The sequence below is a fragment of the Bordetella parapertussis genome (genome assembly GCF_020735925.1).
Lineage (GTDB): Bacteria > Pseudomonadota > Gammaproteobacteria > Burkholderiales > Burkholderiaceae_B > Bordetella > Bordetella pertussis.
On the sequence record NZ_CP085971.1, the window covers coordinates 1,141,901 to 1,167,233 of the forward strand.

The 25,333-nt window shown below is 69.4% G+C and carries 24 protein-coding genes and 4 pseudogenes; 7 read left to right on the forward strand and 21 right to left on the reverse strand.

Annotated features, from left to right (window positions below; translation table 11 throughout):
• The first annotated feature begins 42 nt into the window (after positions 1-42).
• On the forward strand, positions 43-1,659 hold the full coding sequence (locus tag LK409_RS05410) for a methyl-accepting chemotaxis protein (RefSeq protein WP_041937378.1): 1,617 nt from the start codon (positions 43-45) through the stop codon (positions 1,657-1,659).
• A 178-nt stretch (positions 1,660-1,837) separates the two neighbouring features.
• A pseudogene (locus LK409_RS05415) lies at positions 1,838-3,436 on the forward strand (methyl-accepting chemotaxis protein).
• A 148-nt stretch (positions 3,437-3,584) separates the two neighbouring features.
• On the opposite strand, the pseudogene fliR reads toward LK409_RS05415, so the two are convergent.
• The 13 genes and pseudogenes from fliR to fliF all read right to left on the reverse strand — a co-directional run bounded on the left by fliR (position 3,585) and on the right by fliF (position 14,725).
• A pseudogene (gene fliR / locus LK409_RS05420) lies at positions 3,585-4,378 on the reverse strand (flagellar biosynthetic protein FliR).
• Positions 4,379-4,400: 22 nt separating this feature from the next.
• Positions 4,401-4,670, reverse strand: coding sequence for a flagellar biosynthesis protein FliQ (fliQ, locus tag LK409_RS05425; protein ID WP_003811859.1), 270 nt, complete (start codon positions 4,668-4,670; stop codon positions 4,401-4,403).
• A gap of 16 nt (positions 4,671-4,686) precedes the next feature.
• Positions 4,687-5,478, reverse strand: coding sequence for a flagellar type III secretion system pore protein FliP (fliP, locus tag LK409_RS05430; protein ID WP_003811856.1), 792 nt, complete (start codon positions 5,476-5,478; stop codon positions 4,687-4,689).
• A gap of 11 nt (positions 5,479-5,489) precedes the next feature.
• Positions 5,490-5,831, reverse strand: a complete 342-nt coding sequence (gene fliO, locus LK409_RS05435; RefSeq protein WP_003811855.1) for a flagellar biosynthetic protein FliO — start codon at positions 5,829-5,831, stop codon at positions 5,490-5,492.
• Positions 5,832-5,841: 10 nt separating this feature from the next.
• A pseudogene (fliN, locus tag LK409_RS05440) lies at positions 5,842-6,360 on the reverse strand (flagellar motor switch protein FliN).
• Positions 6,353-7,363, reverse strand: a complete 1,011-nt coding sequence (gene fliM, locus LK409_RS05445; protein ID WP_010928066.1) for a flagellar motor switch protein FliM — start codon at positions 7,361-7,363, stop codon at positions 6,353-6,355. The pseudogene fliN and the gene fliM overlap by 8 nt, the downstream one beginning before the upstream one ends.
• Positions 7,364-7,365: 2 nt before the next feature.
• Positions 7,366-7,938 (reverse strand): flagellar basal body-associated protein FliL, encoded by a 573-nt coding sequence (gene fliL, locus LK409_RS05450; RefSeq protein WP_003811850.1) that lies wholly within the window; start codon positions 7,936-7,938, stop codon positions 7,366-7,368.
• 141 nt (positions 7,939-8,079) lie between these two features.
• Positions 8,080-9,396, reverse strand: a complete 1,317-nt coding sequence (locus LK409_RS05455; protein ID WP_010928067.1) for a flagellar hook-length control protein FliK — start codon at positions 9,394-9,396, stop codon at positions 8,080-8,082.
• A gap of 5 nt (positions 9,397-9,401) precedes the next feature.
• Positions 9,402-9,836: a flagellar export protein FliJ gene (gene fliJ, locus LK409_RS05460; RefSeq protein WP_010928068.1), complete on the reverse strand. Its 435-nt coding sequence runs from the start codon at positions 9,834-9,836 to the stop codon at positions 9,402-9,404.
• Entirely contained in the window at positions 9,829-11,304 is a 1,476-nt protein-coding gene (gene fliI / locus LK409_RS05465; RefSeq protein ID WP_010928069.1) for a flagellar protein export ATPase FliI, read from the reverse strand. Before fliI ends, fliJ begins: the two co-directional genes overlap by 8 nt.
• Positions 11,301-12,056 (reverse strand): flagellar assembly protein FliH, encoded by a 756-nt coding sequence (gene fliH / locus LK409_RS05470; RefSeq protein WP_010928070.1) that lies wholly within the window; start codon positions 12,054-12,056, stop codon positions 11,301-11,303. The genes fliI and fliH overlap by 4 nt, the downstream gene beginning before the upstream one ends.
• Positions 12,049-13,059 (reverse strand): flagellar motor switch protein FliG, encoded by a 1,011-nt coding sequence (gene fliG, locus LK409_RS05475; protein ID WP_003811838.1) that lies wholly within the window; start codon positions 13,057-13,059, stop codon positions 12,049-12,051. Before fliG ends, fliH begins: the two co-directional genes overlap by 8 nt.
• A pseudogene (fliF, locus tag LK409_RS05480) lies at positions 13,049-14,725 on the reverse strand (flagellar basal-body MS-ring/collar protein FliF). Before fliF ends, fliG begins: the two are co-directional and overlap by 11 nt.
• Before the next feature lie 312 nt (positions 14,726-15,037).
• On the opposite strand from fliF, the gene fliE reads away from it, so the two are divergent.
• Positions 15,038-15,370 carry a flagellar hook-basal body complex protein FliE gene (fliE, locus tag LK409_RS05485; RefSeq protein WP_003811835.1) on the forward strand — a complete coding sequence of 111 codons (333 nt, stop codon included), beginning with the start codon at positions 15,038-15,040 and terminating at the stop codon, positions 15,368-15,370.
• A gap of 13 nt (positions 15,371-15,383) precedes the next feature.
• On the opposite strand, the gene LK409_RS05490 is transcribed toward fliE, so the two are convergent.
• The 7 genes from LK409_RS05490 to LK409_RS05520 form a co-directional block, all read right to left on the reverse strand.
• Entirely contained in the window at positions 15,384-15,779 is a 396-nt protein-coding gene (locus tag LK409_RS05490) for a hypothetical protein (protein WP_010928071.1), read from the reverse strand.
• A 9-nt stretch (positions 15,780-15,788) separates the two neighbouring features.
• Positions 15,789-16,103, reverse strand: a complete 315-nt coding sequence (locus tag LK409_RS05495; protein WP_003811829.1) for an EscU/YscU/HrcU family type III secretion system export apparatus switch protein — start codon at positions 16,101-16,103, stop codon at positions 15,789-15,791.
• Positions 16,100-17,371 (reverse strand): flagellar hook-length control protein FliK, encoded by a 1,272-nt coding sequence (gene fliK, locus LK409_RS05500; protein ID WP_010928072.1) that lies wholly within the window; start codon positions 17,369-17,371, stop codon positions 16,100-16,102. Before fliK ends, LK409_RS05495 begins: the two co-directional genes overlap by 4 nt.
• Entirely contained in the window at positions 17,368-17,718 is a 351-nt protein-coding gene (locus tag LK409_RS05505; protein WP_010930343.1) for a flagellar protein FliT, read from the reverse strand. Before LK409_RS05505 ends, fliK begins: the two co-directional genes overlap by 4 nt.
• A 47-nt stretch (positions 17,719-17,765) precedes the next feature.
• A complete protein-coding gene (fliS, locus tag LK409_RS05510; RefSeq protein ID WP_010928073.1) occupies positions 17,766-18,194 on the reverse strand; it encodes a flagellar export chaperone FliS in 429 nt (142 codons plus the stop codon).
• Between the two features lie 7 nt (positions 18,195-18,201).
• On the reverse strand, positions 18,202-19,575 hold the full coding sequence (gene fliD / locus LK409_RS05515; protein ID WP_003811822.1) for a flagellar filament capping protein FliD: 1,374 nt from the start codon (positions 19,573-19,575) through the stop codon (positions 18,202-18,204).
• Positions 19,576-19,715: 140 nt separating this feature from the next.
• Positions 19,716-20,078 carry a flagellar protein FlaG gene (locus LK409_RS05520; RefSeq protein ID WP_010928074.1) on the reverse strand — a complete coding sequence of 121 codons (363 nt, stop codon included), beginning with the start codon at positions 20,076-20,078 and terminating at the stop codon, positions 19,716-19,718.
• 489 nt (positions 20,079-20,567) lie between these two features.
• On the opposite strand from LK409_RS05520, the gene folC reads away from it, so the two are divergent.
• Genes folC through purF form a run of 4 tightly spaced genes read left to right on the forward strand, consistent with a single transcriptional unit; the run spans position 20,568 to position 24,813 of the window.
• A complete protein-coding gene (gene folC / locus LK409_RS05525; protein ID WP_003811819.1) occupies positions 20,568-21,875 on the forward strand; it encodes a bifunctional tetrahydrofolate synthase/dihydrofolate synthase in 1,308 nt (435 codons plus the stop codon).
• Positions 21,876-21,935: 60 nt separating this feature from the next.
• Positions 21,936-22,766 carry an SPOR domain-containing protein gene (locus LK409_RS05530; protein ID WP_003811818.1) on the forward strand — a complete coding sequence of 277 codons (831 nt, stop codon included), beginning with the start codon at positions 21,936-21,938 and terminating at the stop codon, positions 22,764-22,766.
• Positions 22,763-23,251, forward strand: a complete 489-nt coding sequence (locus LK409_RS05535; protein ID WP_003811815.1) for a CvpA family protein — start codon at positions 22,763-22,765, stop codon at positions 23,249-23,251. The genes LK409_RS05530 and LK409_RS05535 overlap by 4 nt, the downstream gene beginning before the upstream one ends.
• Positions 23,252-23,292: 41 nt before the next feature.
• Positions 23,293-24,813: an amidophosphoribosyltransferase gene (gene purF / locus LK409_RS05540; protein WP_010928075.1), complete on the forward strand. Its 1,521-nt coding sequence runs from the start codon at positions 23,293-23,295 to the stop codon at positions 24,811-24,813.
• Positions 24,814-24,856: 43 nt separating this feature from the next.
• On the opposite strand, the gene LK409_RS05545 is transcribed toward purF, so the two are convergent.
• On the reverse strand, positions 24,857-25,333 hold the full coding sequence (locus LK409_RS05545; RefSeq protein WP_003811812.1) for a disulfide bond formation protein B: 477 nt from the start codon (positions 25,331-25,333) through the stop codon (positions 24,857-24,859).

A 25,333-nucleotide genomic window follows, 5' to 3' on the forward strand; every position in this document is an offset into this window, starting at 1 on the left:
GCTCCCCTCGAGGAGCGCGTGTTCGATGGAAAGCGGATAAACATGTGGTCGAATTTGAAGGTACGCACCTGCATCACCCTGGTGCTGGGCCTGTTTCTGGTGGCAATGCTGGTGTCCAACGCAATGGCCTGGCTGGGCATGAGCTCGAGCAACGACAAGCTGGAGCGCGTCAATAACGCGTATTCGAACCAGGCCGTGCCGGCCTACGAGGCCTACGTCATGCTGCTGCGGGCGCGGCTGAACATGGTCTCGTCGATGATGGACCTGCAGGAAGGGCGGTTGAAGGAGTCGGCCGATACGCTGGCGCACGCGCAGCGCCAGGCCGGCGAAGCGCGCGAGCGCTTCGAGGCCTTCCTGGCGGTGGCCAAGGCTTCGTCGGGCGCCGACCGGGTCGGCGCGGTGGAGACGGCGTTCCATGCCTACCTGGAGGTGGCGGCGCGCCAGATGGAGGCCATGCAGAACCAGAAGCTGGGCGAGTTCGTGCAGCTCAACCCGTCCGCGCAGCGCCTGAACACTGCTTTCGATACGGCGGCGTCGGCGTACCTGGACCGGATCGACACGGACACCGACGCGCTGGTGGACGATGCGCGCGCCGAACACCTGCGCGCCAATACGGTAACCCTGGTGTTGATTGTCCTGGCGCTGGCGCTGTGCGCCGGCTGCGGGGTGTTCATCGGCCGCGCCGTGCTGCGCCCGCTCAAGGAAGCCGGCCAGCACTTCGACAGGATCGCCGCGGGCGACCTGACCGCGCGGGTGGATGTGCGCAGCACCAATGAGATCGGCCAGCTGTTCGCCGCGCTGAAGCGCATGCAGGAGAGCCTGACGCGTACCGTCGCGGCGGTGCGCCGCGGGGTGGACGAGATCAACGTGGGTTCGCGCGAGATCTCGGCCGGCAACACGGACCTGTCCAGCCGCACCGAGGAGCAGGCGGCCTCGCTGGAGGAGACCGCGGCCTCGATGGAGCAGCTGGCCTCGACGGTCAAGCAGAATGCCGACAACGCGCGCCAGGCCAATCAGCTGGCGGCCAGCGCCTCGGACGTGGCCGAGCGCGGCGGTTCGGCGGTGTCCGAGGTGGTGACGACGATGCAGGACATCTCGGCCAGCTCGCGCAAGATTTCCGAGATTGTGTCGGTGATCGACGGGATCGCGTTCCAGACCAACATCCTGGCGCTGAACGCGGCGGTGGAAGCGGCGCGCGCGGGCGAGCAGGGCAAGGGTTTCGCGGTGGTGGCGGGCGAAGTGCGCTCGCTGGCGCAGCGCAGCGCCCAGGCGGCCAAGGAGATCAAGGTGCTGATCGAGGACTCGGTCGACAAGGTGGGCACGGGTTCGCAGCAGGTCGAGCGCGCCGGTGCGACGATGCAGGAGATCGTGGCCTCGGTCAAGCGGGTGACGGACATCATGGGCGAGATTTCGGCGGCCTCGGAAGAGCAGTCCAGCGGGATCGAGCAGGTCAACCGCGCGGTGTCGCAGATGGACGAGGTAACGCAGCAGAACGCGGCGCTGGTGGAAGAGGCGGCCGCGGCGGCCGGCTCGCTGCAGGAGCAGGCGCAGCGCCTGGCCGAGGCGGTAGCGGTGTTCAAGATCAATACCGGCGAAGTGATCGAAGTGCCGGCGCACCAATTGTCCGGCTACGCGGCGCCCCTGGTCGCGCAGTCCTGACCGGCACCCCGACGCCGCGGCCGGCTGGCCGCGGTCCGGGCCATCCGTCCGCCAGGGCGGGAAAGCGGCGATCCGCCGCGGCCAGCGCCGCGCCGGATCGTCTTTTTACAGGCAGCGGCCGCGCGGGCGGCCCGCATGTCCGAGATGTGTAGTTCAGCAGTTCCACAGGAGACTGGCAGTGCGCGTTAACCTCCCGATATATGACGTAGAGACCAAGCTGCACGAGGACCAATACCTGATCTCGCGCACCGACACCAAGGGGCGGATCGTCTATGCGAACCCCGCCTTCGTCGAGGTCAGCGGCTTCGAGCGCGACGAATTGATCGGCAAGGCGCACAACCTGGTACGGCATCCCGACATGCCGCCCCAGGCGTACGAGGACCTGTGGCGCACCCTGCAGGCTGGGCAGTCCTGGCTGGGAGTGGTGAAGAACCGCCGCAAGGACGGCGGTTTCTATTGGGTGCTGGCCAATGCCACGCCTATCTATGAGGATGGCGAGGTGGTCGCCTATTTGTCGGTGCGCGTCAAGGCCAGCGACGAGCAGATCGAGGCCGCCGAAGCCGCCTATGCGCAGTTGCGCGCCGGCACGCTGCGTGGCCGGCGCCTGTGGCGCGGCCAGGTGGTGCCCACCGGCTGGCGGCGGGTGCTGGCCGCCGCCGCGTTTCCGTTGCGCGGCGGTCTGAGCGCGCGCATGCTGCGCCAGTCGCTGCTGGCGGCGCTGGCCGTGGCCGGCGCGGGCGCCGCCGCGCTGGCGCCCTGGTGGCCGCAATGGAGCGGCGCGCAGGCCGGCGCCGCGAGCGCGGCCGTGGCGCTGGCGGCGCTGGGCGTGCTCGCGATGCAGTGGCGGCTGCGCGGCGCGGTGCTGCGCACCATGGAAGGCGCGGCGGACATGGCGCGCCAGGTGGCCGCCGGCAACCTCACGACGCAGATCGGCAGCGACGCCAACGACGAGGTCGGCAAGCTGGCGTTCTCGCTGGACGTGATGCGCAAGAGCCTGGTCGGCATCGCGCGCGACGTGTACGGCGGCATCGAGGGCACCACCCAGGCTGCCCTGGGCATCGCGCGCGGCAACCAGGAGCTGTCGGCCCGCACCGACGACCAGAGCGCCTCGCTGCAGAACACGGCGGCCAGCATGGAAGAGCTGACCTCCACCGTGCGCCAGAACGCCGACAACGCCCGCCAGGCCAATGACCTGGCCGCGCGCAGCATGGACGTGGCGCGCCGCGGCGGCGACGCCGTCGGGCGGGTGGTCGATACCATGCACGGCATCTCGGACAGCTCGCGCAAGATCGCCGGCATCGTCAATATCATCGAGGGCATCGCCTTCCAGACCAACATCCTGGCGCTGAACGCGGCGGTGGAAGCGGCGCGCGCCGGCGAGTCCGGCAAGGGCTTCGCCGTGGTCGCCGGCGAAGTGCGCAGCCTGGCCCAGAAGAGCGCCCAGGCCGCGCGCGAGATCAAGGACCTGATCGAGGACTCGGTCAGCCGCGTCACCGAAGGTTCCCTGCAGGCCGAGCAGGCCGGCGCCACCATGCAGGAGATCGTCGACGCGGTGCGCGGCGTCACCGACATCATCGGCGAAATCTCGGTGGCCTAGCAGCAGCAGGCCAGCGGCATCGAACAGGTCGACGAGGCCGTCTCGCAGATGGATGGCATGACCGTGCAGAACTCCGGCCTGGTGCAGCAACTGGGCAACACCGTGGCGCAACTCGGCCAGCAGTCGGCCGCGCTGCGCGAAACGATACGCGTGTTCCGGATGGCGCGCGAACAGGGGTGAGGGCGGTGCCGCCGGACGCCGCTGGGTGCCAGTCCCCCTGCGGGGACAGGCACCGCAGGGGGTCGGCGGGTGCCAGTCCCTGCGGGGACAGGCACCGCAAGGAGTTGGCGGGTGCCAGTCCCCCTGCGGGGACAGGCACCCGAGGGGGTTACTTGCCCGCCAGGCCGTTGGCGACGTTGTTCATGGTGTTCAGGCCCTGTTCGAACAGGCGCTCGAGAAAGGGGCCGGAATGCGGCAGCACGATGGCCAGCAGCACCAGGCCGACGATGAGGCTGACGGGAAAGCCGATGGCGAACACCGACAGCTGCGGCGCGGCGCGGCGCGGTTGAGGATGCCCATGGCCAGGTTGATGGTCAGCAGGGCGCAGATCAGCGGCAGCGCCAGCAGCAGGCCGGAGACGAAGATGGTCGTGCCCCATTCGGCCAGGATCCCCCAGCCGTTGCGGTCCAGCACGCCGACCGCGACCGGCAGCGTGTCGAAGCTGCGCACCAGCGCGCCGAGCACCAGCAGGTGGCCGTCCAGCGCCAGGAAGACCAGCATCGCGACGATATTGAACAGCCGCGAGAGCACCGCGGTGTTGGCGCCGGTGGCGGGGTCGAAGAACGACGCGAACGACAGGCCCATCTGCAGGCCGACGAATTCGCCCGCGGTCTGCACCGCGGCGAACACCACCCGCATGGACAGTCCCAGCGCGATGCCGATGAGTACCTGCTGGCCCAGCAGGAACAGCCCGGCGTAGGAACTGGGCGGGACGGCAGGCATGGGGCCGATCGCCGGCGCCACGGCGATCGTGAGCATGAAGGCCAGGCCGATCTTCACGCGCGTGGGAATGGTGGACTCGGAAAACAGCGGCGCGGCGCCGACCAGGGCCAGGATGCGCACGAACGGCCACAGGAACTGGGCCAGCCAGCCGTTGAGCTGTTCCATGGTGAACGCAATCATGGCGCGGCGCGGCCAGGCGCGTTCAGGACACCAGCATCGGAATCTGGCCGATCAGCTGGCGGATGTAGTCGGTCAGCAGGCCCAGCAGCCAAGGGCCCAGCAGCACCAGGGTGCCGCACATGGCCAGCAGCTTGGGGATGAACGACAGCGTCATCTCGTTGATCTGCGTGGCGGCCTGGAAGATGCTGATGACCAGGCCGACGATGAGCGTGACCAGCAGCAGCGGTCCGGCCAGCGCCAGGGCGACCTTGAGCGCCTGGTAGGTCATCGACATCACGGTTTCGGCGGTCATGGCGGCCTCCCTCGCGCTATTGGTAGAAGCTCTGGGCCAGCGAGCCGAGCAGCAGGTGCCAGCCGTCGGCCAGCACGAACAGCATCAGCTTGAACGGCAGCGCCACGGTGACCGGCGGCACCATCATCATGCCCAGCGCCATCAGGACGCTGGCGACCACCAGGTCGATGATGAGAAAGGGAATGAAGATGGTAAAGCCGATCTGGAACGCCGTCTTCAGTTCGCTGGTGATGAAAGCCGGGATCAGGATGCGCATCGGCACCTGGGACGGATCTTCCATGGCCGGCAGGTTGGCCAGGTTGGCGAACAGGGTGAGGTCGTTCTCGCGGGTCTGGTGCAGCATGAAGTTGTGCAGGGGCGAGCCGGCGCGCTCGACCGCGGTTTCGAACGGAATGCTGCCCGCGGCCAGCGGCTGGTAGGCGTCGGTGTAGATTTTGTCGAACACCGGCGACATGGTGTAGAAAGTCAGGAACAGCGCCAGCCCGATCAGCACGTGGTTGGGCGGCGACATCGCGGTGCCCATGGCGCTGCGCAGCAGCCCCAGCACGATGATGATGCGCGTGAAGCCGGTCATCATCAGCAGCGCCGCGGGCAGGAACGACAGCGAGGTCATCAGCAGCAGGGTCTGCATGCTGAGCGAGTAGGTCTCCGAGCCATTGGGCCCGGGCGTGGCGGTCAGGGCCGGCAGGGTGGCCTGCGCCAGCGCGCCGCTGGGCCACAGCGCGGCGGCGGCCACGGCGACGGCGGCCATGGCGGGCCACCAGGGCGCGCGCGGGCGCGTATCGGAAAAACGGAAGCTGATGCTCATGACGGGCAAGCCTAGGGCCTGTCTACTCGATGGCCGCGCTGCAGCGCCTGGCCCAGTTTGGCGGCAAAGGTGCCGGCCGCGGCCGGCGAAGGATCGGGCAGCTGGCCGGCCGGCAGGGTGTGCAGGGTGGTCAACTGGTTGGGCGTGACACCCAGCACCAGCCAGGTTCCTTCGATTTCGAGCACCACCACGCGTTGGCGCGGGCCCAGGCTCATGCCGCCGACCTGGCGCAGCAAGGCGCCGCCGTGGCGCTGGATCAGGCCCGAGCGCCGCGCCAGCCAGGCCGAAACCAGGATGGCCGCGATCACCAGCGCCAGGCCGATGACAACGCGCAGGACGGCGGATTCGGTCATAAGGCGGCTTTCAGCGGCGGCTGTTCAAGCGGTTGATGCGCTCGGACGGCGTGATGATGTCCGTCAGGCGGATTCCGTACTTGTCGTCCACCACGACCACTTCGCCCTGGGCGATCAGGTAGCCGTTGACGAAGATGTCCATCGGTTCGCCGGCCAGGCCGTCCAGTTCCACGACCGAGCCCTGGCCCAGTTGCAGCAGGTTCTTGATGGTCAGGCGCGTGCGGCCCAGCTCCACCGTCATCTGCACCGGCACGTCCATGATCAGGTCGATGTCGGTGCCCTGGCCGGTCTCCTTGGTGGCCAGCGGCTTGAAGACGGACTGCGCGGCCGGCTGGACGGCCGGCTAGACGGCCGGCGCGGCGTTCTGCTCGGCCAGGGCGTCGGCCCAGTCGTCCTGCGGCTTGAGGCCGTCGGCCTGGGTGGGCGCGGCGGCGCGATTCTGTTCGGCGAGCGCATCGGCCCAGTCGTCCGCCGCCGGGGCGGGCGCGCCGGCGCCGGTCTGGTCGGGCCGCTCGTTCGTATCAGTCATGGTCGGGGGCCTCGTTGGAATCGGTATCGTCGTAATTGATCAGGTTTTGCACGCGCAGCGCGTATCGGCCGTTGAAAACGCCATAGCCGTACTCCATGAGCGGTACGCCGTCGACGTGGGCGGTAACGGTCTCGGGCACGGCGATCGGCAGCACGTCGCCGGTCTTCATGCGCATCAGCTCGCCGATGCTCGAAGGGATGTGGCCGAATTCCGCCACCAGGTCGATGTCGGCGCTGCGCACCTGGCTCTGTAGCTGCTGCGCCCAGCGCTGGTCGACTTCCTCGAGCGCGGTGTCCTGCAGCGGGCGCGTCAGCAGGTCGCGCACCGGTTCGATCATCGAGTAGGGCAGGCAGATATTCAGGTCGCCGCCGGTCGCGCCGAATTCGATGTGAAAGGGCGACACCACCACCACTTCATTATTGCCGGTGATGCTGGCGAACTTGGTGTGCATTTCCGAGCGCACGTACTCGAACTCGATCGGGTAGACCGGGTCCCAGGATTTGCCGTAGCTCTCCAGCGTCAGGTTGAGCAGGCGGCGGATGATGCGCTGCTCGGTCGTGGTGAAGTCGCGGCCTTCCACGCGGGTGTGATAGCGGCCGTCGCCGCCGAACAGGCTGTCGATCACCAGGAACACCAGGTTCGGGTCGTAGGTGAACAGGGCGGTGCCGCGCAGCGGCTTCATCTGAATCATGTTCAGATTGCTGGGCACCGGCAGGTTGCGCTCGAAATCGGCGTACTTCAGGATCTTGATGGCGCCGACGGTGATGTCGGCGTTGCGGCGCATGAAGTTCAGCAGCACGTTGCGCATGTGGCGCGCGAAACGCTCGTTGATGAGCTCCAGCGTCTGCATGCGCCGGCGCACCACGCGTTCGGGCGAGCTGAGGTCGTAGGCGCGCGGGGCGCCGGCCTCGTCGCCGGCCGGCTGCTTCTCGTCGCTTTCGCCGGTGACTCCGGCCAGCAGCGCGTCGACTTCGTCCTGCGAAAGAAAAGCCTCGTAGGCCATGCTTATTGCACCACGAATGCCGTGAACAGCGCGTCGGTCACGTACTGGCCGTCAGGCAGCGGCGAGAACGGGCGTTTCACCGCCTCGGTGATGGCGTGCGCCATCTCGGTCTTGCCCTGCAGCGTCTGGACCGCCTGCGGCGATTGCGAGGACAGCACCATCAGGATGCGGCTGCGCACCTCGGGCATGTACTTCTCGATGCGCTGGCGCGTCTGCTCGTCGCTGACGCGCAGCGTGATCCCGACGTGCAGGATGCGCTCGCTGTCGGCGTTCTGCAGCGTGACGGTGAACGCTTCCAGCGGGATGAAGATCGGCGCCGGCACCACCGGCGGCGTCGCCGGCGGCGCGACGAACTGCATGGGCGTTGCCTGCGGCTGGCCCACGCCCAGTTGCACGGGTACGGCCACCGGCGGCTGCATGCGCTTCATGAAGTACCACGTGCCGGCCACGCTGGCGGCGACCACCAGGGCCAGGACCAGCAGCATGAGCAGCGGGCGAAGCAGCCGGCCGGCGCCGCCCGGGCGCAGGGGAAGGGTCGTGCGCGGCGGCATGGTGGAAGTTTTGGTCGTTGCCATCTCGATGTCGATGCGTAGTGCCGCTATGAAACGGACTTTGATGGAATTAAGGCATTCTGCCGCAATTCACGCCCGCGCTGGCAGGCGAAAAACAGGGCGAAAGCCGGGTATCTCAAGCTATTGCTGCACTGCGCGCGGCCCTCATGCGAAGGTGTCGACCAAGGCATCGGCGTTGCGCGCCGGCGTGGCGGCCACGACGACCGTCTCGCTGTCGGCGCCCGCTGCGCTGCCGCCCGACGCGCCGGCGCCGCGGCCTTGCTGCTCGGCAAAGCCCTGCTGCGCGGACTGGTCGCCGACACTGGTCTGGCCCAGCGAGATGCCGGCCTGGGCCAGCGCCTGCTGCAGTTGCGGCAAGGCGGCCTCGACCGCCTGGCGCACCGCCGCGTGGACGGAGACGAACGCGGCGCTGGCCACGCCTTCGTGCAGGTTGATGCTGACCCGCAAGGGGCCCAGGTCGGGCGGATCCAGGCGCAGTTCGGCCGTATGGTGGCCCTGGCGAGCATCGTGGCTGATGGTGACGAGCTGGCGGCCCAGGTCCTGGCCCCATTGGCTGGATCCCACCGGCGCGGCGACCTCCAGCCCCAGCGGCTGCGCGGCGGCGGGCAGGCTTGCGGGGGCCGGGTTGCCGACAGCCTGGCGCGCCGCAATGTGCGCCTGGGCCGCCGCGTGCAGGGCCGCGCCGTGTTCGGCCGCGGCCAGCGGTTGCGGCTGGGCCGGCGCGGTGGCAGGGGGCTCGGCCGCCTCGCCGCCGTCTTGCGGCGTGCCGCCGGTCGACGGCAGCGGGTGCGGCAGGCTGGGCGCGGCGGGCGGCGTTGCGGCGGTTTCGGCGGCCGGCGCGTTGGGCGCGCTGGCGGCCACGGCGGCCTGGGCCGCAACGGCCGGTTGCGCGGCTTGCGGCAGGGCTGGCGGCATGGCCGGCGCGGTATCGGCGGGCGGGGCGCCGGCGGCGGCCGGCGCGGCCGGCTGGCCGGCCAGCAGCGCCGCGTGGGCGGGTTGCCGGGCGGCGGCGCCTGCCGCCTGGGTGGCGGCCGCAACCTGGGCGTTGACGGCGGCGGCTTCGGCGGCGATCTCCAGGGCCTGCAGCGGCAGCGCGGGAGCCGGCGCGGTTTGCGCCGCCAGCGCGGCCAGCGTGGCGGCGTCGGCGGCCGTCTCGGCAGCGGGCTCCTGCTGGCCGTCCACCGGCAAGGCCGCGGTGTCGCCGGGCTTGCCGGGTTTGCCGGCGCCGGCCGGGTTCTGGGTCGCGGGGCCTTGGGCCGGCGCGCCGGCCTGGGCGCCGGGCGCGGCAGGCGTGCCGGCTTCGCCGGGTTTGCCGCCTTGCTGGCGGGCCAGCACTTGCGAGAAGCTGGGACCCTTGCCGGCGGCGGCCGGGCCGCCTTGCGCGGCCGGACCCGGCGCAGGCGTCAGGGCGGGAATGGGCAGGGTAGCGGTCGTCATAGCGGCTGTCCTGTTACGGCTCATGGATATCAGAAACCCGCCTGGCGGCGTACCAGTCGGGCGGAGTATTCATCGTTGACGCGTTGCTCGCGCCGCGCCTCGAGCAGAGCCTGGGTGCGCGATTCGCGCTGCGCCAGGGTGTCGAACGAATTCAGCTTGCGCTTTTGCTGCTGCCAGTTGAGGCGCCCGTCGTTCAGGTGCGCCTCGGCCCGGTGCAGGACATGGCGTTGCTGGCCGATGGCATCGTCCAGCGTGGCGATGAAGCGCTGGTAGTTATGGCAGTCGGCGGCCGACATGCCCGACTGCATGCGTTGCAGGTAGTCCTGGCGATAGTCCTGCAGCATGTTGAACTGCTGCTCGGCGTTGTTGCGCTCGGCGCTCAGGCGGCCCAGTTCGCGGGCGGCCTCGTCGGTGCTGTCCTTGGCCAGGCCGATCAGCATGTCCAGTGGCAATTGGCTAGGCATAGGCCTCCCTCGTTTCCAGGCTGCGCTGCAGTTGATCGATGGCCGTGCCATAGTCCACGCTGTCGCCGATGTTCTGCTGCAGGTACGCTTCCAGGCGCGGATAGCGCGCAATCGCGTCGTCGAGCTGCGGATCGGCGCCGGCCACGTATGCGCCGACCGAGATCAGGTCGCGGTTGCGCTGGTAGCGCGACAGGATCTGCTTGAAGCGGCGCACCTGCTGGAATTGCTCGGTCGTGATCAGCGAGGTCATGGCGCGCGAGATCGAGGCTTCGATATCGATGGCCGGGTAGTGGCCGGCCTCGGCCAGGTGGCGCGACAGCACAACGTGTCCGTCCAGGATGGCGCGCGCCGAATCGGCGATCGGATCCTGCTGGTCGTCGCCTTCGGCCAGCACCGTATAGAAGGCGGTGATCGACCCGGCCTTGCCGTTGGGGCTCGGCGCGCCCATGCCGGTGCGTTCGACCAGCGCCGGCAGCTTGGCGAACACCGAGGGCGGGTAGCCCTTGGTGGCCGGCGGTTCGCCAATCGCCAGGGCGATTTCGCGTTGCGCCATGGCAAAGCGCGTGAGCGAGTCCATGATGAGCAGCACGTCCAGGCCCTGGTCGCGGAAATGTTCGGCCAGGCGCGTGGCATAGGACGCGCCTTGCAGGCGCAGCAGTGGCGAGACGTCGGCCGGCGCGGCGACCACCACCGAGCGGGCCAGGCCTTCGGGGCCGAGGTTGTGCTCGATGAATTCCTTGACTTCGCGGCCCCGTTCGCCGATCAGGCCCACCACGATGATGTCGGCGCGGGTGTAGCGCGCCATCATGCCCAGCAGCACGCTCTTGCCCACCCCCGACCCGGCGAACAGGCCCATGCGCTGGCCCCGGCCGACGGTCAGCAGGCCGTTGATGGCGCGCACGCCCACGTCGAGCACGCTGTCGATGGGCGCGCGCGACAAGGGGTTGATGGGCAGGGCGGTCAGGGGCGCCTGTTCGGCGCCGGCCAGCGGGCCCAGGCCGTCGAGCGGCCGGCCCGCGCCGTCGACGACGCGGCCCAGCATGGCGTTGCCCACCGGCAGGTGGCGGCCCACCTGCGGCTTGGCGTTGCCGTTGAGTTCGGCCTTGCGCGGCAGCGGCACGGGCCGCTGCACGGCGGGCTCGGCCGGCACCACGCGGGCGCCGGGCGGCAGGCCCGAGATGTCGCTTTGCGGCATCAGGTAAAGCGTGTGGCCGTCGAACCCCACCACCTCGGCGTCGGCCCAGTGGTCATGGCCGCGCGCCAGCTCGATGCGGCAGGCGGCGCCCACCGGCAGGCGCAGGCCGGTGGCGTGCAGCACCAGTCCGGCAGCGCGCGTGATGCGGCCGCTGACCAGCCAGGGCTCGGTCGAGGCGGCGCGGATCGAACCGATCTGCAGTTGTGTCTGCCAGCGGTCGGCCACCGGCACGGCGGCCGTATCGGCCGGCAGCGGCAGGGCGGGCGGGTTCACGCGGTTTCCTCCCAGGCGGCGCTGCGGCCCAGCGAGGCCGCCACGCGGCGCCAGCGCGCCTGCAGGGTGGCGTCCACATCGCCGTAGGCGGTCTCGGTGCGGCAACCGCCGCGCGTGATCGATTCGTCGGCCTGCAGCCGCCAGTTGGCTTCGTTCAGTTCGTCGGCCAGATGCGTGCGCACCAGTTCCAGGTCGTCGGGATGGACCCACAGGCGCATGGCCGCGCCGGTGGCCGGATTGATGTGCAGGACTTCGCGCACCGCCGCCACCATCGTCTCGGGGTGCTCCGCCAGGGCGGTGCGCAGCACCTGCCCGGCGATATCCAGGGCCAGCGTCAGCAGGCTCTGGCCCATGTTGTCTTCCAGGCGCGCGACCGAGGCGGCGCAGGCCTGCGCCAGCGCGTGCAGGCGTTCGGCCTGCTGGCGGGCCTCTTCGCGGCCCTGCGCCAGCCCCTCGGCATGGCCTTCGGCGCGGCCTGCCGCCAGTCCTTGCGCATGGCCGGCCGCGTAACCCTCGCGCTGGCCTTGCTCCTGGCCGGCCTGGTGGCCGGCGGCATGGCCGGCCCGCTCGGCGGTGGCGCGCCATTCGCGCAGCAGCTCCTCGGGGTCCGGCGCGGGCTCGGGCTCGGGTTCGAGCGCCGCGGGTTCGGGCGTCTCGGCCTCGGCCGGCTCGTCGAACGACAGCATCTGCCAGCGGCGCCAGGCGGCGCTGCGGGGCAGGGCGGCCGGCTCGCGCGCGAGGGCCTCAGACATAGGCGTCGTCCCCTTGCGTGCCCAGCACGATCTGGCCGCTTTCGGCCAGGCGGCGGGCAATCTGCAGGATCTTCTTCTGCTCGCCTTCCACCTTGGACATGCGGATCGGCCCTTGCGCCTCCAGGTCTTCGCGCAGCATCTCGGCCGCGCGGCTGGACATGTTGCGCAGGAACTTGTTGCGCAGTTCGTCGCCGGCGCCCTTGAGGGCGACCATGAGGGTATCGTTGTCGATTTCCTTGAGGATGAGCTGGACGGCGCGGTCCTCGACGTCGAGTAGGTTGTCGAAGACGAACATCTCGTCGATGATCTTCTGGGCCAGGTCGGAGTCGCGCTCGCGCAGGCTTTCGACCACGGCCTCTTCCTGCGACGAGTTCATCATGTTCAGGATCTCGGCGGCGGTGCGCACGCCGCCCATCTTGCTGCGCTTGGCGCCCTGGCCGGCCAGCACCGAGTTCAGCACGTCGGTCAGCTCCGAGAGGGCGGCCGGCTGCACGCCGCCGAAGGTGGCGATGCGCAGCATCACGTCGTTGCGCATGCGCTCGCTGAGCATGGCCAGCACGCTGGCGGCGCGGTCGCGCTCCAGGTGCACCAGGATGGTGGCGATGATCTGCGGATGCTCGTCGCCGATCAGCTCGGCCACCGTATGCGGGTCCAGCCAGTTCAGCGCGTCGATGCCGCTGCCGCCTTCGCCGGCCTCCAGGATGTCCTCGATCAGGCCGGCGGCCCGGTCGCTGCCCAGCGCCTTGGTCAGCACCGTGCGGATGTAGTCGTCCGAGCCCAGCGTCACGGCCATGAACTGGTCGGCCTCCTGGCGGAATTCCTCCAGCACCACCGCCACGTCGCCGCGCGTGACCTGCTTGAGGCTGGCCATCGCCGCGCCCACCTGCTGGACTTCGCGCGCGCTCAGGTACTTGAAGACCTCGGCGGCGGCGTCCTCGCCCAGCGACATCATCAGGACCGCGCTGCGTGTCATGCCGTCCAGCGGCTTTCCGTCATTTTTCATCTTTGCTCATCCACGAACGCAGGACCATGGCGACAGCGCGCGGATCCTTGCCCGCCATGTCGCGGGCGAGCTGCAGGTTGTCTTTGTAGCGGTTGACTTCGCGGGTGCGCGCGGCGGCCTGCGCTTCGCGCTCGGCTTCCTGGCGCTGCGCGGCGGCCACTTCGGGATCGACCTGCGGGTAGAAGTAGTCGGTGACCACCGGGCGGATCTTGCGGTACAGCCAGAAGGCCAGGATCAGGCCGAACATCCAGCCCAGCGCCGTCTTGATCATGGCGATCAGTTCCGGGTCGCGCCACAGCGGCACGGCGACAGGCGTATCGTTGAACTGGCTGTTGACCAGGTTCAGCGAGTCGCCGCGCGCTTCCGAATAGCCCATGGCCTCGCGCACCAGGTTGGTCAGCTTGTTCAGCTCCTCGGGCGGCAGCGCCTCGGATTCGCCTTCCTTGTTGGGCAGGTAGTTCACCACCACCGCCACCGACAGCCGCTTGAGCATGCTCACCGGCTGCTTGACGTGGCTGATGGTGCGGTCGACTTCGTAATTGATGGTGGCGTCGTGGCGGTCGTTGCTCGGCGCCGCGGCGCCTGGCTGCGTCTGGGTGGTGGTGGCGCCGGCGGCCTGTTGCTGGGCGCGCTGCTGCTGTTGCTGCTGCGGGGTGCCGGCGACGGCGGGCGGATTGACGATGGGCGCCTGCGCGTTGGCCGGCGGCTGGTTGCTCAGCGCGCCGGGCACGCCCTGCGCGGCGTTCGGCCCGGTCTGGCGCGAATCGCTGGTCTGCTGGCTGCGCACGGCGGCCTGGCCGGGTTCCTAGTTGGGCCGATAGACCTCGGAAGTCTCTTCGCGGCGGGCGAAGTCGATCTCGGCGCTGGCCTGGGCATGCACGTTGCCGGGGCCGACCAGCGGGTTGAGGATGGTCAGGATGCGCTCGACCGTGCGCTGCTCCATTTCACGCACGAAGCGCAACTGGTCGGCGTCCATGCCGCGGCCTTCGCCCAGCGGCGCCGACAGGAGCCGGCCGTTCTGGTCGACGATGGAGACATTCTCGGCGGTCAGCTCGGGCACGCTGGAGGCCACCAGCCAGGCCACCGCCGACACCTGGGCGTCGCTCAGGCTGCGGCCCGGATACAGGTTGAGCAGCACCGAGGTGGTCGGGGCCTGGCGGTCGCGCACGAACAGCGACTGGCGCGGCATGGCCAGGTGCACGCGGGCGTGCTGCACGGTATGCATGGCCTCGATCGAGCGCGCCAGCTCGCCTTCCAGGCCGCGCTGGTAGTTGATCTGCTCGGCGAACTGGCTGGCGCCGAAGCGGGTGTTGTCCAGCAGTTCGAAACCCACCGAACCGCCGCGCGGCAGGCCCTGGCTGGCCAGCTGCATGCGCGTGTCGTAGACCCGCTCGGCGGGCACCAGCAGCGCGCTGCCGTTGTCGCTGAAGCGATAGGGCACGTTCATCTGGCCCAGCGCCGAGACGATGGCGCCGCCATCGCGGTCGTCCAGATTGGAGAACAGCACCTTGTAATCGGGCTCGCGGCTCCACATCGCCACCGCCGCCACCACGGCGATCAGCGCCGCCGCCGCCCCAAGCAGGACAGGTTTGGGCAGGGCGCGCAGTTTCTCCAGCACGGGAAACCTCGCCAGCAGCGACGCGCTCAGGGTTGCCTGCTGGTTCATCGGCGGCTCCCGCTGGCTTCGCGGTGGGGATAAACGTACGACATGGATGCTCGGGGCAGGTTACGCATGCAACGTGCTTTGGGTGTGGGAGCGTGGATTATGGATGGGCCGCGCGCAATCCCAATGCCCGAAAACAACCGTCTTTTCGGCGCTATTTGATCCGTATCGTTCCTGCGTGCGCGGCACGCGGCCGCCGGGCGCCATCCAAGCCGGGAAGTGGCGGCTTTTTTGGCGCCTTTTGCGCCCTATGCGCAAGCCCTGCGCGCGATAGTCTTGCAACCCAGGATCCGCTTATTCCGCAGAGGTATCGCAATGGCTGTATCAGGACTGTCCGGCATCGAGAGCATGCTGTCGCAAATGCGCGCCGTGGTGCGCGCCGCGCAAAGCGGCGGCGCCACCGAGGCCGAACTGGCGCCTGGGCCGTCCGGCTTCGCCGCCGAGCTGCAACGCTCCATCCGGCGCGTGTCGCAGGCGCAGAATGCCGCCAGCGACCAGGCCAAGGCGTTCGAGCTGGGCGCGCCCGGCATTTCGCTCAATGACGTGATGATCGACCTGCAAAAGGCCAGCCTGGGCTTCCAGACTTCGGTGCAGGTGCGCAACCGCCTGGTCGCCGCCTACAAGGAAATCTCCTCGATGGCGGTGTGACGCCGGCGCCGCCTCAGGCCGGCGCCTGGGGCGGGCGGGCGCAGGTGTGGCGCACCGCGCTGGGAAACAGCGAAAGCACGGCGATGCTGCCGTCGCCAAAGCGCAGCGTGACCGGACTGTCCACGCAGAAATGGATGCGCGCCCCGTCGGCCGTCTGGGCGTGAAAGGCCAGCGGCGGTTCGTCCTCGTCGGCCATGCGCGCCAGCATGACGGAGTCGGGGCAGGCCAGGTCGAGCGGGCGCCAGAAAAAATACCCGTCCTTGGCATCCGGCCCCAGGATGCGCACCGGCCAGGGGCGCTGGTCGATGCCGGAAATCACGATCTGGCAATCGGGGTGGCGCAGTTCCTGCAGCGTGCTGCGTATCTGATCGGACTGGGTCAGAACGACGATCTGGTCCTGGGCCGTCATGCGCCGTCCTCAGGCCTGCGGCGCCAGCACTTCGGGCAGCTCGCGCGCTTCGAGCCGATATAGCCAGGCCAGCAGCTCGGCCACCGCCGTGTAGAGTTGCGGCGGTATATGGGCGTCCAGGTCCACCTGCATCAGCAGGCCGACCAGTTCGCGCGATTCATGTACATGCAGGCCGTGTTCGCGGGCGGTGCGCACGATGGTGTCGGCCAGCTGGCCGTAGCCCTTGGCGACCACACGCGGGGCCGCTTCGCCGCCGTCATAGGACAGCGCCACGGCGACCGGGCGGCTGGCGTCGTCGGCGGCGGGCGGGGCGGGCGTATTCATGCTTCGGGCAGATCAAAGCCGGGCGCGCCAATCGCGTCGACCGACAGATTGGTAAGCGTCAGGCCGGCGGCCGACAGTTGCTGGCGCAGCGCGTCGGCGGCGGCGCCGATCTCGGCGGCGCTGTCCGGGGCCACGACGTGCAGCACCAGCTGGTTGGCCGCCAGGTTCAGGCGCGCCTCGACCGTGCCCAGGCGCGGCAGGTTGAGTTTCAGGCGGGTGGCCCAGTGGGTGCCGGGCTGGCCGGCCGCGTCATCGCCATGCTCGCGCGCGACCTCCCATTCCATGGGTGTGCCGGGCCAGGCCTGCCCCTGCCATGCGAGCATCTGATTGGCCAGCACATCCAGCTGTTGGCGCACCAGCAGCGTGGCGTCCTGGTGAATGCCGGGCACCGGCGCGCCGGGCGTATGCGTGGCGGGCTGGCCTGGCGGCGCGGCTTCGGCCGCGGGCAGGGCGCGCGCCGGCGTCGCGTTTTCGGGCGCGCGTGGCGTGGCGGCCGGCTCGGCGCCGGCGGCGGGCAGCCGCGCCTGCGGTTCGGCCTGCAACTGCTGCACGCTGCGCTTGCCGAAGGCCAGGTCGCTCAGGTGGGATTCATAGAACAGGCCGCTGGCCTGCAGCGTCTGGCGCAATGCCTGGGCCAGTGCCGGCGCGGCCGGCAGCACGGCCCGGCCCGCCAGGGCGGCGAGCGTGGCGGGCGGCGTCTGCGCGGGCGTCCTGGCGCTCGCCGCGCCGGCCTGCGCCGCTTCCGGGCGGGAGGGCGTACTCGCGGCGCCGCCGGCCGCGGCGCTGGCCTGGGCAGGCGCGTTGGGGGCGGCCGCGGCAGGCTGGCCGCCGGCGGGCGGGCTGGCGCCATCCTGGGCCGGCGGCGTCCACAGCGGCGCGCGGGCGCTTACCGCCGGCGCCTGGCCGGGATACTGCGCCAGCAGGGCGAGAATGGTGCGCGCGGTCTGGCCCAGCGTGGTCGGTGCGGAGGCCGTCGTGCCGGTGCTGGTCTGCAGGCCGCGGGCGGCCAGCGCCAGCGCGGCCGCGGTCTTGGCGTCCACCCCCGCGGCGCCCTGGCGCGCGCCGCGCTCGCCGCCGGTCTGTACCGCCTGGCGCGGATCGCGCGTGGCTGTCTGGGATGCGCCGGGGCGGGCGGCCTCGCCGGGTTGGGCGACCGCGTCGGGGCGTGCGCCGGATACCAGGTTGGATTGCGCCGACATCGTGGTGCCCAGTACGGCGTCGAGCCGCTGCACCAGAATGCTGCCCAGGGCGGGCGGGCCGACACTCATGTGCCGTTGGCCTTGCCGCTATAGGTGGCCAGCAGCGACTGCTGGCGTTTCATGCGTCCCAGCAGGTCGCTCAGGCGGGCCAGCTGCGGCAGGGCGAGGTCGCGCACCGCCGCGTCGTTTTCGAGGATGCGCACCAGCAGGTCGAACTTCATGCCGCGGGCGGCTTCGTCCAGCGGCTCGCCCGGTTCCAGCTCGCGCAGCCGCTCCACCAGGCAGACATACTCCTGGCCGTGGTTCAGGACCAGGTCCCAATTGCTGGCATTGGCCGCCGCCAGCATCCTGCTGGTCAGGTTGGCAATGTCCTGGTAAATCTCCAGGACCGGGGCATGCTGCGTTAACGCCGTCATAGATTTCTCGCGCTGGGGGCGGCTGGACAAAAAGTGCCTTCCTGGTTTCAGGCCGGAACGGCAGGCGCAGGGTGGTCGACCGAGGCCTGCCATGCTTCGGACAGATCCGCCAGCAAGCGGTCCGCGATGTCGAGCTGTTCCTTGTCGGCCTTCAGGTTGGCGGTCAGCAGCGTACGGGTAATGTAGTCATACAGGCGCGCCAGGTTGGCCGCCACCTCGCCGCCGGCATCCTGGTTCAGCCCCAGCTTCAATCCCTCGTCGACGATGCGGATGGCCTTGCCGATGGCCTGTCCGCGCTCGACGATGCGGCCGGCCTCGAGATGCAGGCGGGCCTGGGCGATGGCGGCGCGCGCCCCGGCATACAGCAAGGTGATCAGGCGCTCGGGGGTGGCGCTCATGACCTGGGTTTCCAGGCCGATATAGCTGTATGACTTGACAGAGTAGGAGCCGGTGGGGCGGCGCGCGGCGTACGTCATGGCTGGCTTACTTCTTGGTGCCGGACAGGGCGGCGAACTGTTGGGACAGGTAGTTGCTGGTGTTGTTCATCTGCGTGACGAAGACATCGAGCTGCACGAACTGCTTGCGGTAGGCCTCGATGGTCGCGGCGATGCTCAGTTTCTGGCGGTCGTACTGGTTCTGCAGCGACTCGAGCGTTTCCTCCAGGCCTTCCTGGCGGATCTTGATCGAGCCCTCGTCGCCGAGGATCTGCTCGGTCGCCAGCTTCACCTTTTCGCCCAGGCCGAACGGACCCGAGAAAATGCGCGCCACGTCGGCCGGGTTGTCGCGCAGGGCGGCTTCCAGCTTTTCGGTATCGGTCTTGAGCGAGCCGGTCTTGGGATCGGTGGTGATGCCAAGCTGGCTCAGCGTGCGCAGGGTGCCCTCGCCGGTGGCCACGCGCAGCGCCGCGGCGATGGCCGACTGGATGTTGCGGGTGGTGCCGTCGCCGGTCAGGGCGCTCTGTTTCTCCGCCTTGACGTCGAATGCCGTCAGGTCCGCGATGGTGGTCTGCAGGCCGTTGTAGGCCTTGACGAAATCGTTGACGGCCGTGGCGGCCACGCTCGGGTCGCTGGAGACGGTCACGGTCAGCGGCGCCGCGGTCTGCTTGGTCAGGGTCAGCGTCAGCCCGTCGATGGCGGTCTCGACCGTATTGGTGTCGCTGACCACGGGGATGCCGTTGATGGTCAGCTCGGCCTTCTGGGCGGCCAGCTGCACCGTCAGATTGGAGGCGCCGGCGTTGGCCGCGTCGAAGTCGAGAATGTCCGCGACTTCCTGGTTGCCGCTCACCGTGATCCGGGTGACCGCGGCTTCGGTGCCTTCGGTCTTGTTGTTCAGCATCAGGTAGTGCTTGCCATTGCCGTCGCTGATGACGGTGGCGCGCACGTCCAGGCCGTCGGTGCCGTTGATGGCCTTGACGATGCCGTTCAGCGACGTGTCCTCGCCCAGCGTGACGGTCGTGGTCGTGCCGTCCTTCTGGACGATCTCGATCGAGCCGCCCGTGCCGTGCTTGTCCGTGCGGCTGTCCAGCTCGCCCGACTGCAGGTTCTGCGCGGTGGCCAGCTTGTCGATGTTGACGGTGTATTGACCCGGCACGGCGCCGGCCGCGGTCTTCACCGACAGCCCGTCGCCGGAGACCACGGCCTTCACGGCGCTGAGCGTGTCGATGCTGCCGAGCGTGGCGGCGGCCTTCTGGACGGCCTCGACCGCGGCCTGGATCTTGCTGTAGGCCGAAATGCGCGTCTCGTAGCTCGCCTGGCGCGCGGTGATCAGCGTCAGTTTCTTCTCTTCGGCTGCCTGCAGCTTTTCCAGGATGCCCTCAAGCTCCAGGCCGGAGGACCCGAGAGAGGAAATGGTGGCCATGTGGTGCTCCTTCTAGCTATGCGATTCTGTCAAAAATTGGCGCCGCCTATTGGCCGGGTAAAGGCATAAGGTCGGGCTATTTCCTTGCTTACGCCGCTTTTGCCCCATTCTGGTGCACGCGCGCAGCGCGATATGCTGCCTCAGGCCGTGGTCTCGACGGCATTGCCCTGCATCTTGACGATCATCTTGGCGATGCGTATCACCGCCTCGGACGGAATGGTGCGCAGCACATCCCCCGTTTCGGCGTCCACGATCGAGACCACCACCTGGTGCACGTCCGGGTCGATCTCGAACTGCAGCTGCGTGGACCAGGCCTTCAACTGCGCATTGATTTCCTCCAGCGCCCGGTCCATCGGCAGCTTGGGCGCGCCGTACTGGTCCTGCGTGGCGGATTGGGCGCCGCCGCCGTTGGCGGCCGCGGCGGCCGCCGGCTGTGCGGGGACAGGGGCGGGCGCGGCGGAAACCAGCGCGGGCGCCGCGGCGTTGATAGGGCTTACGGCCATGATCACTCCAACAAGCGATAACGGGCGTCGAAAGGGACGCGATGGGTTTTCGAGGGAACCTTCAGCTACCATAACGACACGCTTGCGCCGAACTTTAGACCCGGGGCGCTTTTTTTGGGGCCGGATCCTTTTCCATCCCGCTGCGCGGGTGTCCCCGCACGGGGACCGGCACCCGCTGGCTTCCCAGGTGCCTGCCCGTGCGGTGCGCCTGTCCCGGCGCAGACAGGTACCGTCTTGGTGGTCAAGCGCTCATGGCGTAGACCAGTGTGCCTGTCCCGGCGGGGACGGGCACATCCTGCCGCACGCCATCGACGCTTGAGGGCCAAGAAGGTATCGGTCCCTGCCGGGCCGCCGCGGCGCCGGGCGCGTCGGGATTTCGAGTCCGGCTCCGCGTTTCCGTCCGAAAGACCCCGCGCGCCGAGGGCGCTTGGGGAAAACACCAAGGCCACGCTGCTAAACTGCGCCCTGTTTCGATTTGCCTTCATCGCCATGTCCACCTCCCGCCCCGACGCCAGCGCAGACCTGCCTGCCTGGCTGCAGTACCTGGAATCCATCCACGCCAAGGCCATAGACCTGGGGCTGGACCGGGTGCGGCAGGTGGCCGGCCGGCTCGACCTGAGCCTGGACGGGGTCAAGTTCATGGTGGGCGGCACCAACGGCAAGGGGTCCACCTGCGCCATGCTCGAATCCATCCTGCTGGCCGCGGGCTACCGGGTGGGCCTGTACACCTCGCCCCATCTCATCGATTTCAACGAACGCGCCCGCATCAACGGCGAAATCGCCAGCGACGCGGCGCTGGTGCAGCAGTTCGAGGCGGTCGAGGCCGCGCGCGGCGATATCTCGCTGACCTATTTCGAGTTCACCACGCTGGCCATCCTGCGCCTGTTCGCGCAATCGCGCCTGGACGCCGTGGTGCTGGAAGTCGGCCTGGGCGGCCGGCTGGACGCCGTCAATATCGTCGACGCCGACTGTTCCATCATCACCAGCATCGACCTGGACCATACCGACTGGCTGGGCGATACCCGCGAGAAGATCGGCTTCGAGAAGGCGCACATCTACCGCGCGGGGCGTCCCGCCATATGCGCCGATCCGGTGCCGCCGCAATCGCTGCTGGACCACGTGCAGGCGATCGGCGCCGACCTGTGGCTGCTCGGCCGCGACTACAACTATTCCGGGGACCGCCAGCAATGGGCCTACGGCGGGCGGGCGCAGCGGCGCAACGCGCTCGCCTATCCCGCATTGCGCGGCGCCAACCAGCTGCTCAACGCGGCCGCCGCGCTGGCCGCGCTCGAAGCCGTGCGCGACCGCCTGCCGGTGCCGCAGCAGGCGGTGCGGGTGGGGCTGCTGCAGGCGTCGCTGCCGGGCCGCTTCCAGATCCTGCCCGGGCAGCCGACCGTCATCCTGGACGTGGCGCACAATCCCCATGCCGCCGCGGTCCTGGCCCAGAACCTCGACAACATGGGGTTCCATCCCTATACGCACGCCGTATTCGGCATGCTGGCCGACAAGAACGTCGATGGCGTCATCGCCAGGCTGGGCAGCCGGGTCGACCACTGGTACTGCGCCGGCCTGCCGGGCCCGCGCGGGCTGGATGGGCAGGCCCTGGCCGATCATGTGCGCCAGGTGCTGCCCGAGGCGGAAGGCGCCGCCGAAACGCCTACCGTGCAGGCCTGCGCCGACCCCGCCGCGGCCTATGCGGCGGCGCGGGAAAAGGCGGGCGAGGGTGATAGAATCATCGTGTTCGGGTCATTTCTCACGGTGGCCTCCGTCCTGCAGGCGCTGGGCCGCAAAATCTAAGCGGATCGCGCCAGCGCAAGGGCGGCGCGCACCGGCCCCGCCCGCAAGGAATTCTGCTCCATGGGATTGTTCACTAGCAAAGATTCGGCCTCCGAGACGCAGTCCTCGCGACCGCGTCCATCCGTATCCAGCGAGGCGCAGGCCGCCGAGCTGCGGGCCCGGGCCAGGCGCCGCCTGGCAGGCGCCGTCGCATTGGTGCTCGCCGCGGTCATCGTCCTGCCCATGATCCTCGACTCCGAGCCCGTGCCGGTCGACAGCGACATCCCCATCCGCGTCCCGGACCGCAATTCGGCCTTCCAGCCCACGGTCAACGATCCGCAGGCCGCCGCGCCGCAGCCGGAACAGCCCGCGCCGCAGGCGCCGGCCGGCACGCCCGAGGCGGGCGCGCCGCAGCCGCCCGCGCTGGCGTCCGCGCCGCCGCAGACGCCGCCTCCGGGCCAGACGCCGGCCCAGCCCCAGACGCCGCCCGCGGCCCAGCCGCCGGCCACGCCGCCGCAGCAGGCCGCCACGCCGCCGGCCGCGCCCAAGCCCGAGGCCAAGCCGGAACCCAAGCCCGCCAAGCCGGCGGCGCCGGCGCGCTCGGACGACGGCGCGCGCGCGATAGCGCTGCTGGAGGGGCGTTCGCCGCCGCCGGCGCAGCCCAAGCCGGCCGCCAACGGCAATTTCGTGCTGCAGGTGGCTTCCTATACCACGCAGGCCGATGCGCAGGCGCGCCGCGGCAAGCTGCACCAGGCCGGCGTCACCAATGCATTCGTCGAGCAGGCCTCGATCAACGGCAAGCAACAGTATCGACTGCGCGTGGGGCCGTTCCCCTCGCGCGAGGCGGCCCAGGCGGCGCAGGCGCGCCTGCGCACGCTGGGCTATGACAACGGTTTCATCGCCGCACAGTGACCGGCTTCGATTTCGTCGTCCTGACGATCCTGGCCGTGTCGGCCGTGCTGGGGCTGGTGCGTGGACTGCTCAAGGAAATTCTGTCGCTGCTTGCCTATCTGCTGGCGTTCGTCGCGGCGATCTGGTGGGGGCCCACGGTCTATGTCTGGCTTGAACCGTATATCGAAACCGCGCTGCTGCGCATGGGCATCGCCTATGCCGTGGTGTTCATCATCGTGCTGCTGGCCGTCGGCCTGGTCAACATGACGCTCGCCGCCCTGATCCGCACCACCGGCCTGACGCCGGCCGACCATGGCCTGGGCGCGATGTTCGGCCTGGCGCGCGGCCTGGTGCTGGTGCTGGTACTGGTGGCGCTGGCGGGTTTCACGCCCTTGCCGCAGGAAGACTGGTGGCGCGACGCCATGTTCTCGCACTCGGCCACCGAGGCCGTCCGGCAGGTCAAGTCCTGGCTGCCGCCCTCGCTGGCGACGTGGCTGCCTTACTGAATTCGCTTTTCGCTTTACGCTTTATCTACTAGGAACTCACCATGTGTGGAATCGTCGGTGTCATTGGGCGCGGGCCGGTCAACCAGCTGCTCTATGACAGCTTGCTGCTGCTGCAACACCGGGGGCAGGACGCGGCGGGCATCGCCACGCTGCAGGGCAACCACTTCAACATGTACAAGGCGCACGGCCTGGTGCGCGATGTGTTCCGTACCCGCAACATGCGCGCGCTGCCGGGCACCAGCGGCGTGGGCCAGGTGCGCTATCCCACCGCCGGCTCCAGCGCCAGCGAGGAAGAGGCGCAGCCGTTCTACGTCAATGCGCCGTTCGGCATCATGTTCGCCCACAACGGCAACCTGACCAACTGGCGCGAGCTGCGCGAGTCGCTCTACCGCGCCGACCGCCGCCACATCAATACCAATTCCGATTCCGAAGTGCTGCTCAATGTGCTGGCGCACGAGCTGCAATCGGCCGCCAGCGGCGTGTCGCTCGACGATGACACGATCTTTCGCGCTGTCTCCGCGGTGCACCAGCGCGTCAAGGGCGCCTACGCCGTGGTGGCGCAGATCTCGGGCTACGGCATGCTGGCGTTTCGCGATCCCCACGGCATCCGGCCGCTGTGCATCGGCCGCCAGGAGACCGAGGAAGGCGTGGAATGGATGGCCGCCTCGGAATCCGTGGCGCTAGAAGGCAGCGGTTTTGCCTTCGTGCGCGACGTCGAGCCCGGCGAGGCGATATTCGTCGACCTCGACGGCCGCATGACCAGCCGCCAGTGCGCCGACAATGCGCAACTGGTGCCGTGTATCTTCGAGTACGTGTACTTTGCCCGCCCCGATTCGCTGATCGACGGCGTCTCGGTGTACGACGCGCGCCTGCGCATGGGCGAATACCTGGCCGACAAGGTCGCGCGCAGCATGCGCCTGGGCGATATCGACGTGGTGATGCCGATTCCCGACTCGTCGCGTCCGGCCGCCATGCAGCTGGCGCACCGGCTGGGGCTGGACTATCGCGAAGGCCTGATCAAGAACCGCTACGTGGGCCGTACGTTCATCATGCCGGGCCAGGCGGTGCGCCGCAAATCGGTGCGCCAGAAACTGAACGCCATCGGCATGGAATTCAAGGGCAAGAACGTGCTGCTGGTCGACGATTCCATCGTGCGCGGCACCACCAGCCGCGAGATCGTCGACATGGCGCGCGCGGCCGGCGCCAACAAGGTGTATTTCGCCTCCGCGGCGCCTCCGGTGCGATTCCCCAACGTGTACGGCATCGACATGCCGACCCAGAAGGAACTGATCGCCACCGGCCGCACCGATGACGAAATCGCCCGCACCATCGGCGCCGACGCGCTGATCTACCAGGACCTGCAGGACATGCAGCAGGCGGTGCGTGACATCAATCCGCGCCTGAGCCGCTTCGAGGCATCGTGTTTCGACGGCGAGTACGTGACCGGCGACATCACCGCCGAATACCTGGCCCGCCTGGGCCAGTCGCGCGACAGCAGCGCCGGCGACGAAGAGGCCGGCGGCCTGCAGTTCAACATGGGCTACGCGGCCAACGACGCCTGACCGGCGCGGCGCGGCCGGCTTGCGCAAGCCGGCCGCGCGGCCGTCAGGCGTTGCGCCGCAACGCCGCCGGCAGGGCCAGCGCCAGCACGATTACGAACAGCGCCAGGCTCCATATCGCATACTCGATGCCCAGCACCGCCACCGTGGCGTCCATGCAGGTGGCATAGATGCCGAACAGCCAGGGCAGGGCGCCGTCCAGTCCCGTGGCGCTCATGAAACGATCGGCGAAGGTCTGGTCGCACGACAGCATCTTGGCCGCCACGCTGTACTGGTACCAGGCGGCGACGATGCCGCAGATGGCCAGCAGCGCCGCCAGCATGGCGGCCAGGCGCGCCGCGATGGCGCCGGCCAGCGCGCCGGCCAGGGCCACCACGCCGATGCACAGGTAGATCAGCCGCTGCAGCACGCACCAGGCGCACGGCGGCATATCGAAGACATGCTGCGACAGCAGGGCCAGGCCCACGGCGCCAAAGCACAGGATGGCGATCAGGAAAAGCAGGCGTTCGCGGTATCGGGTCAT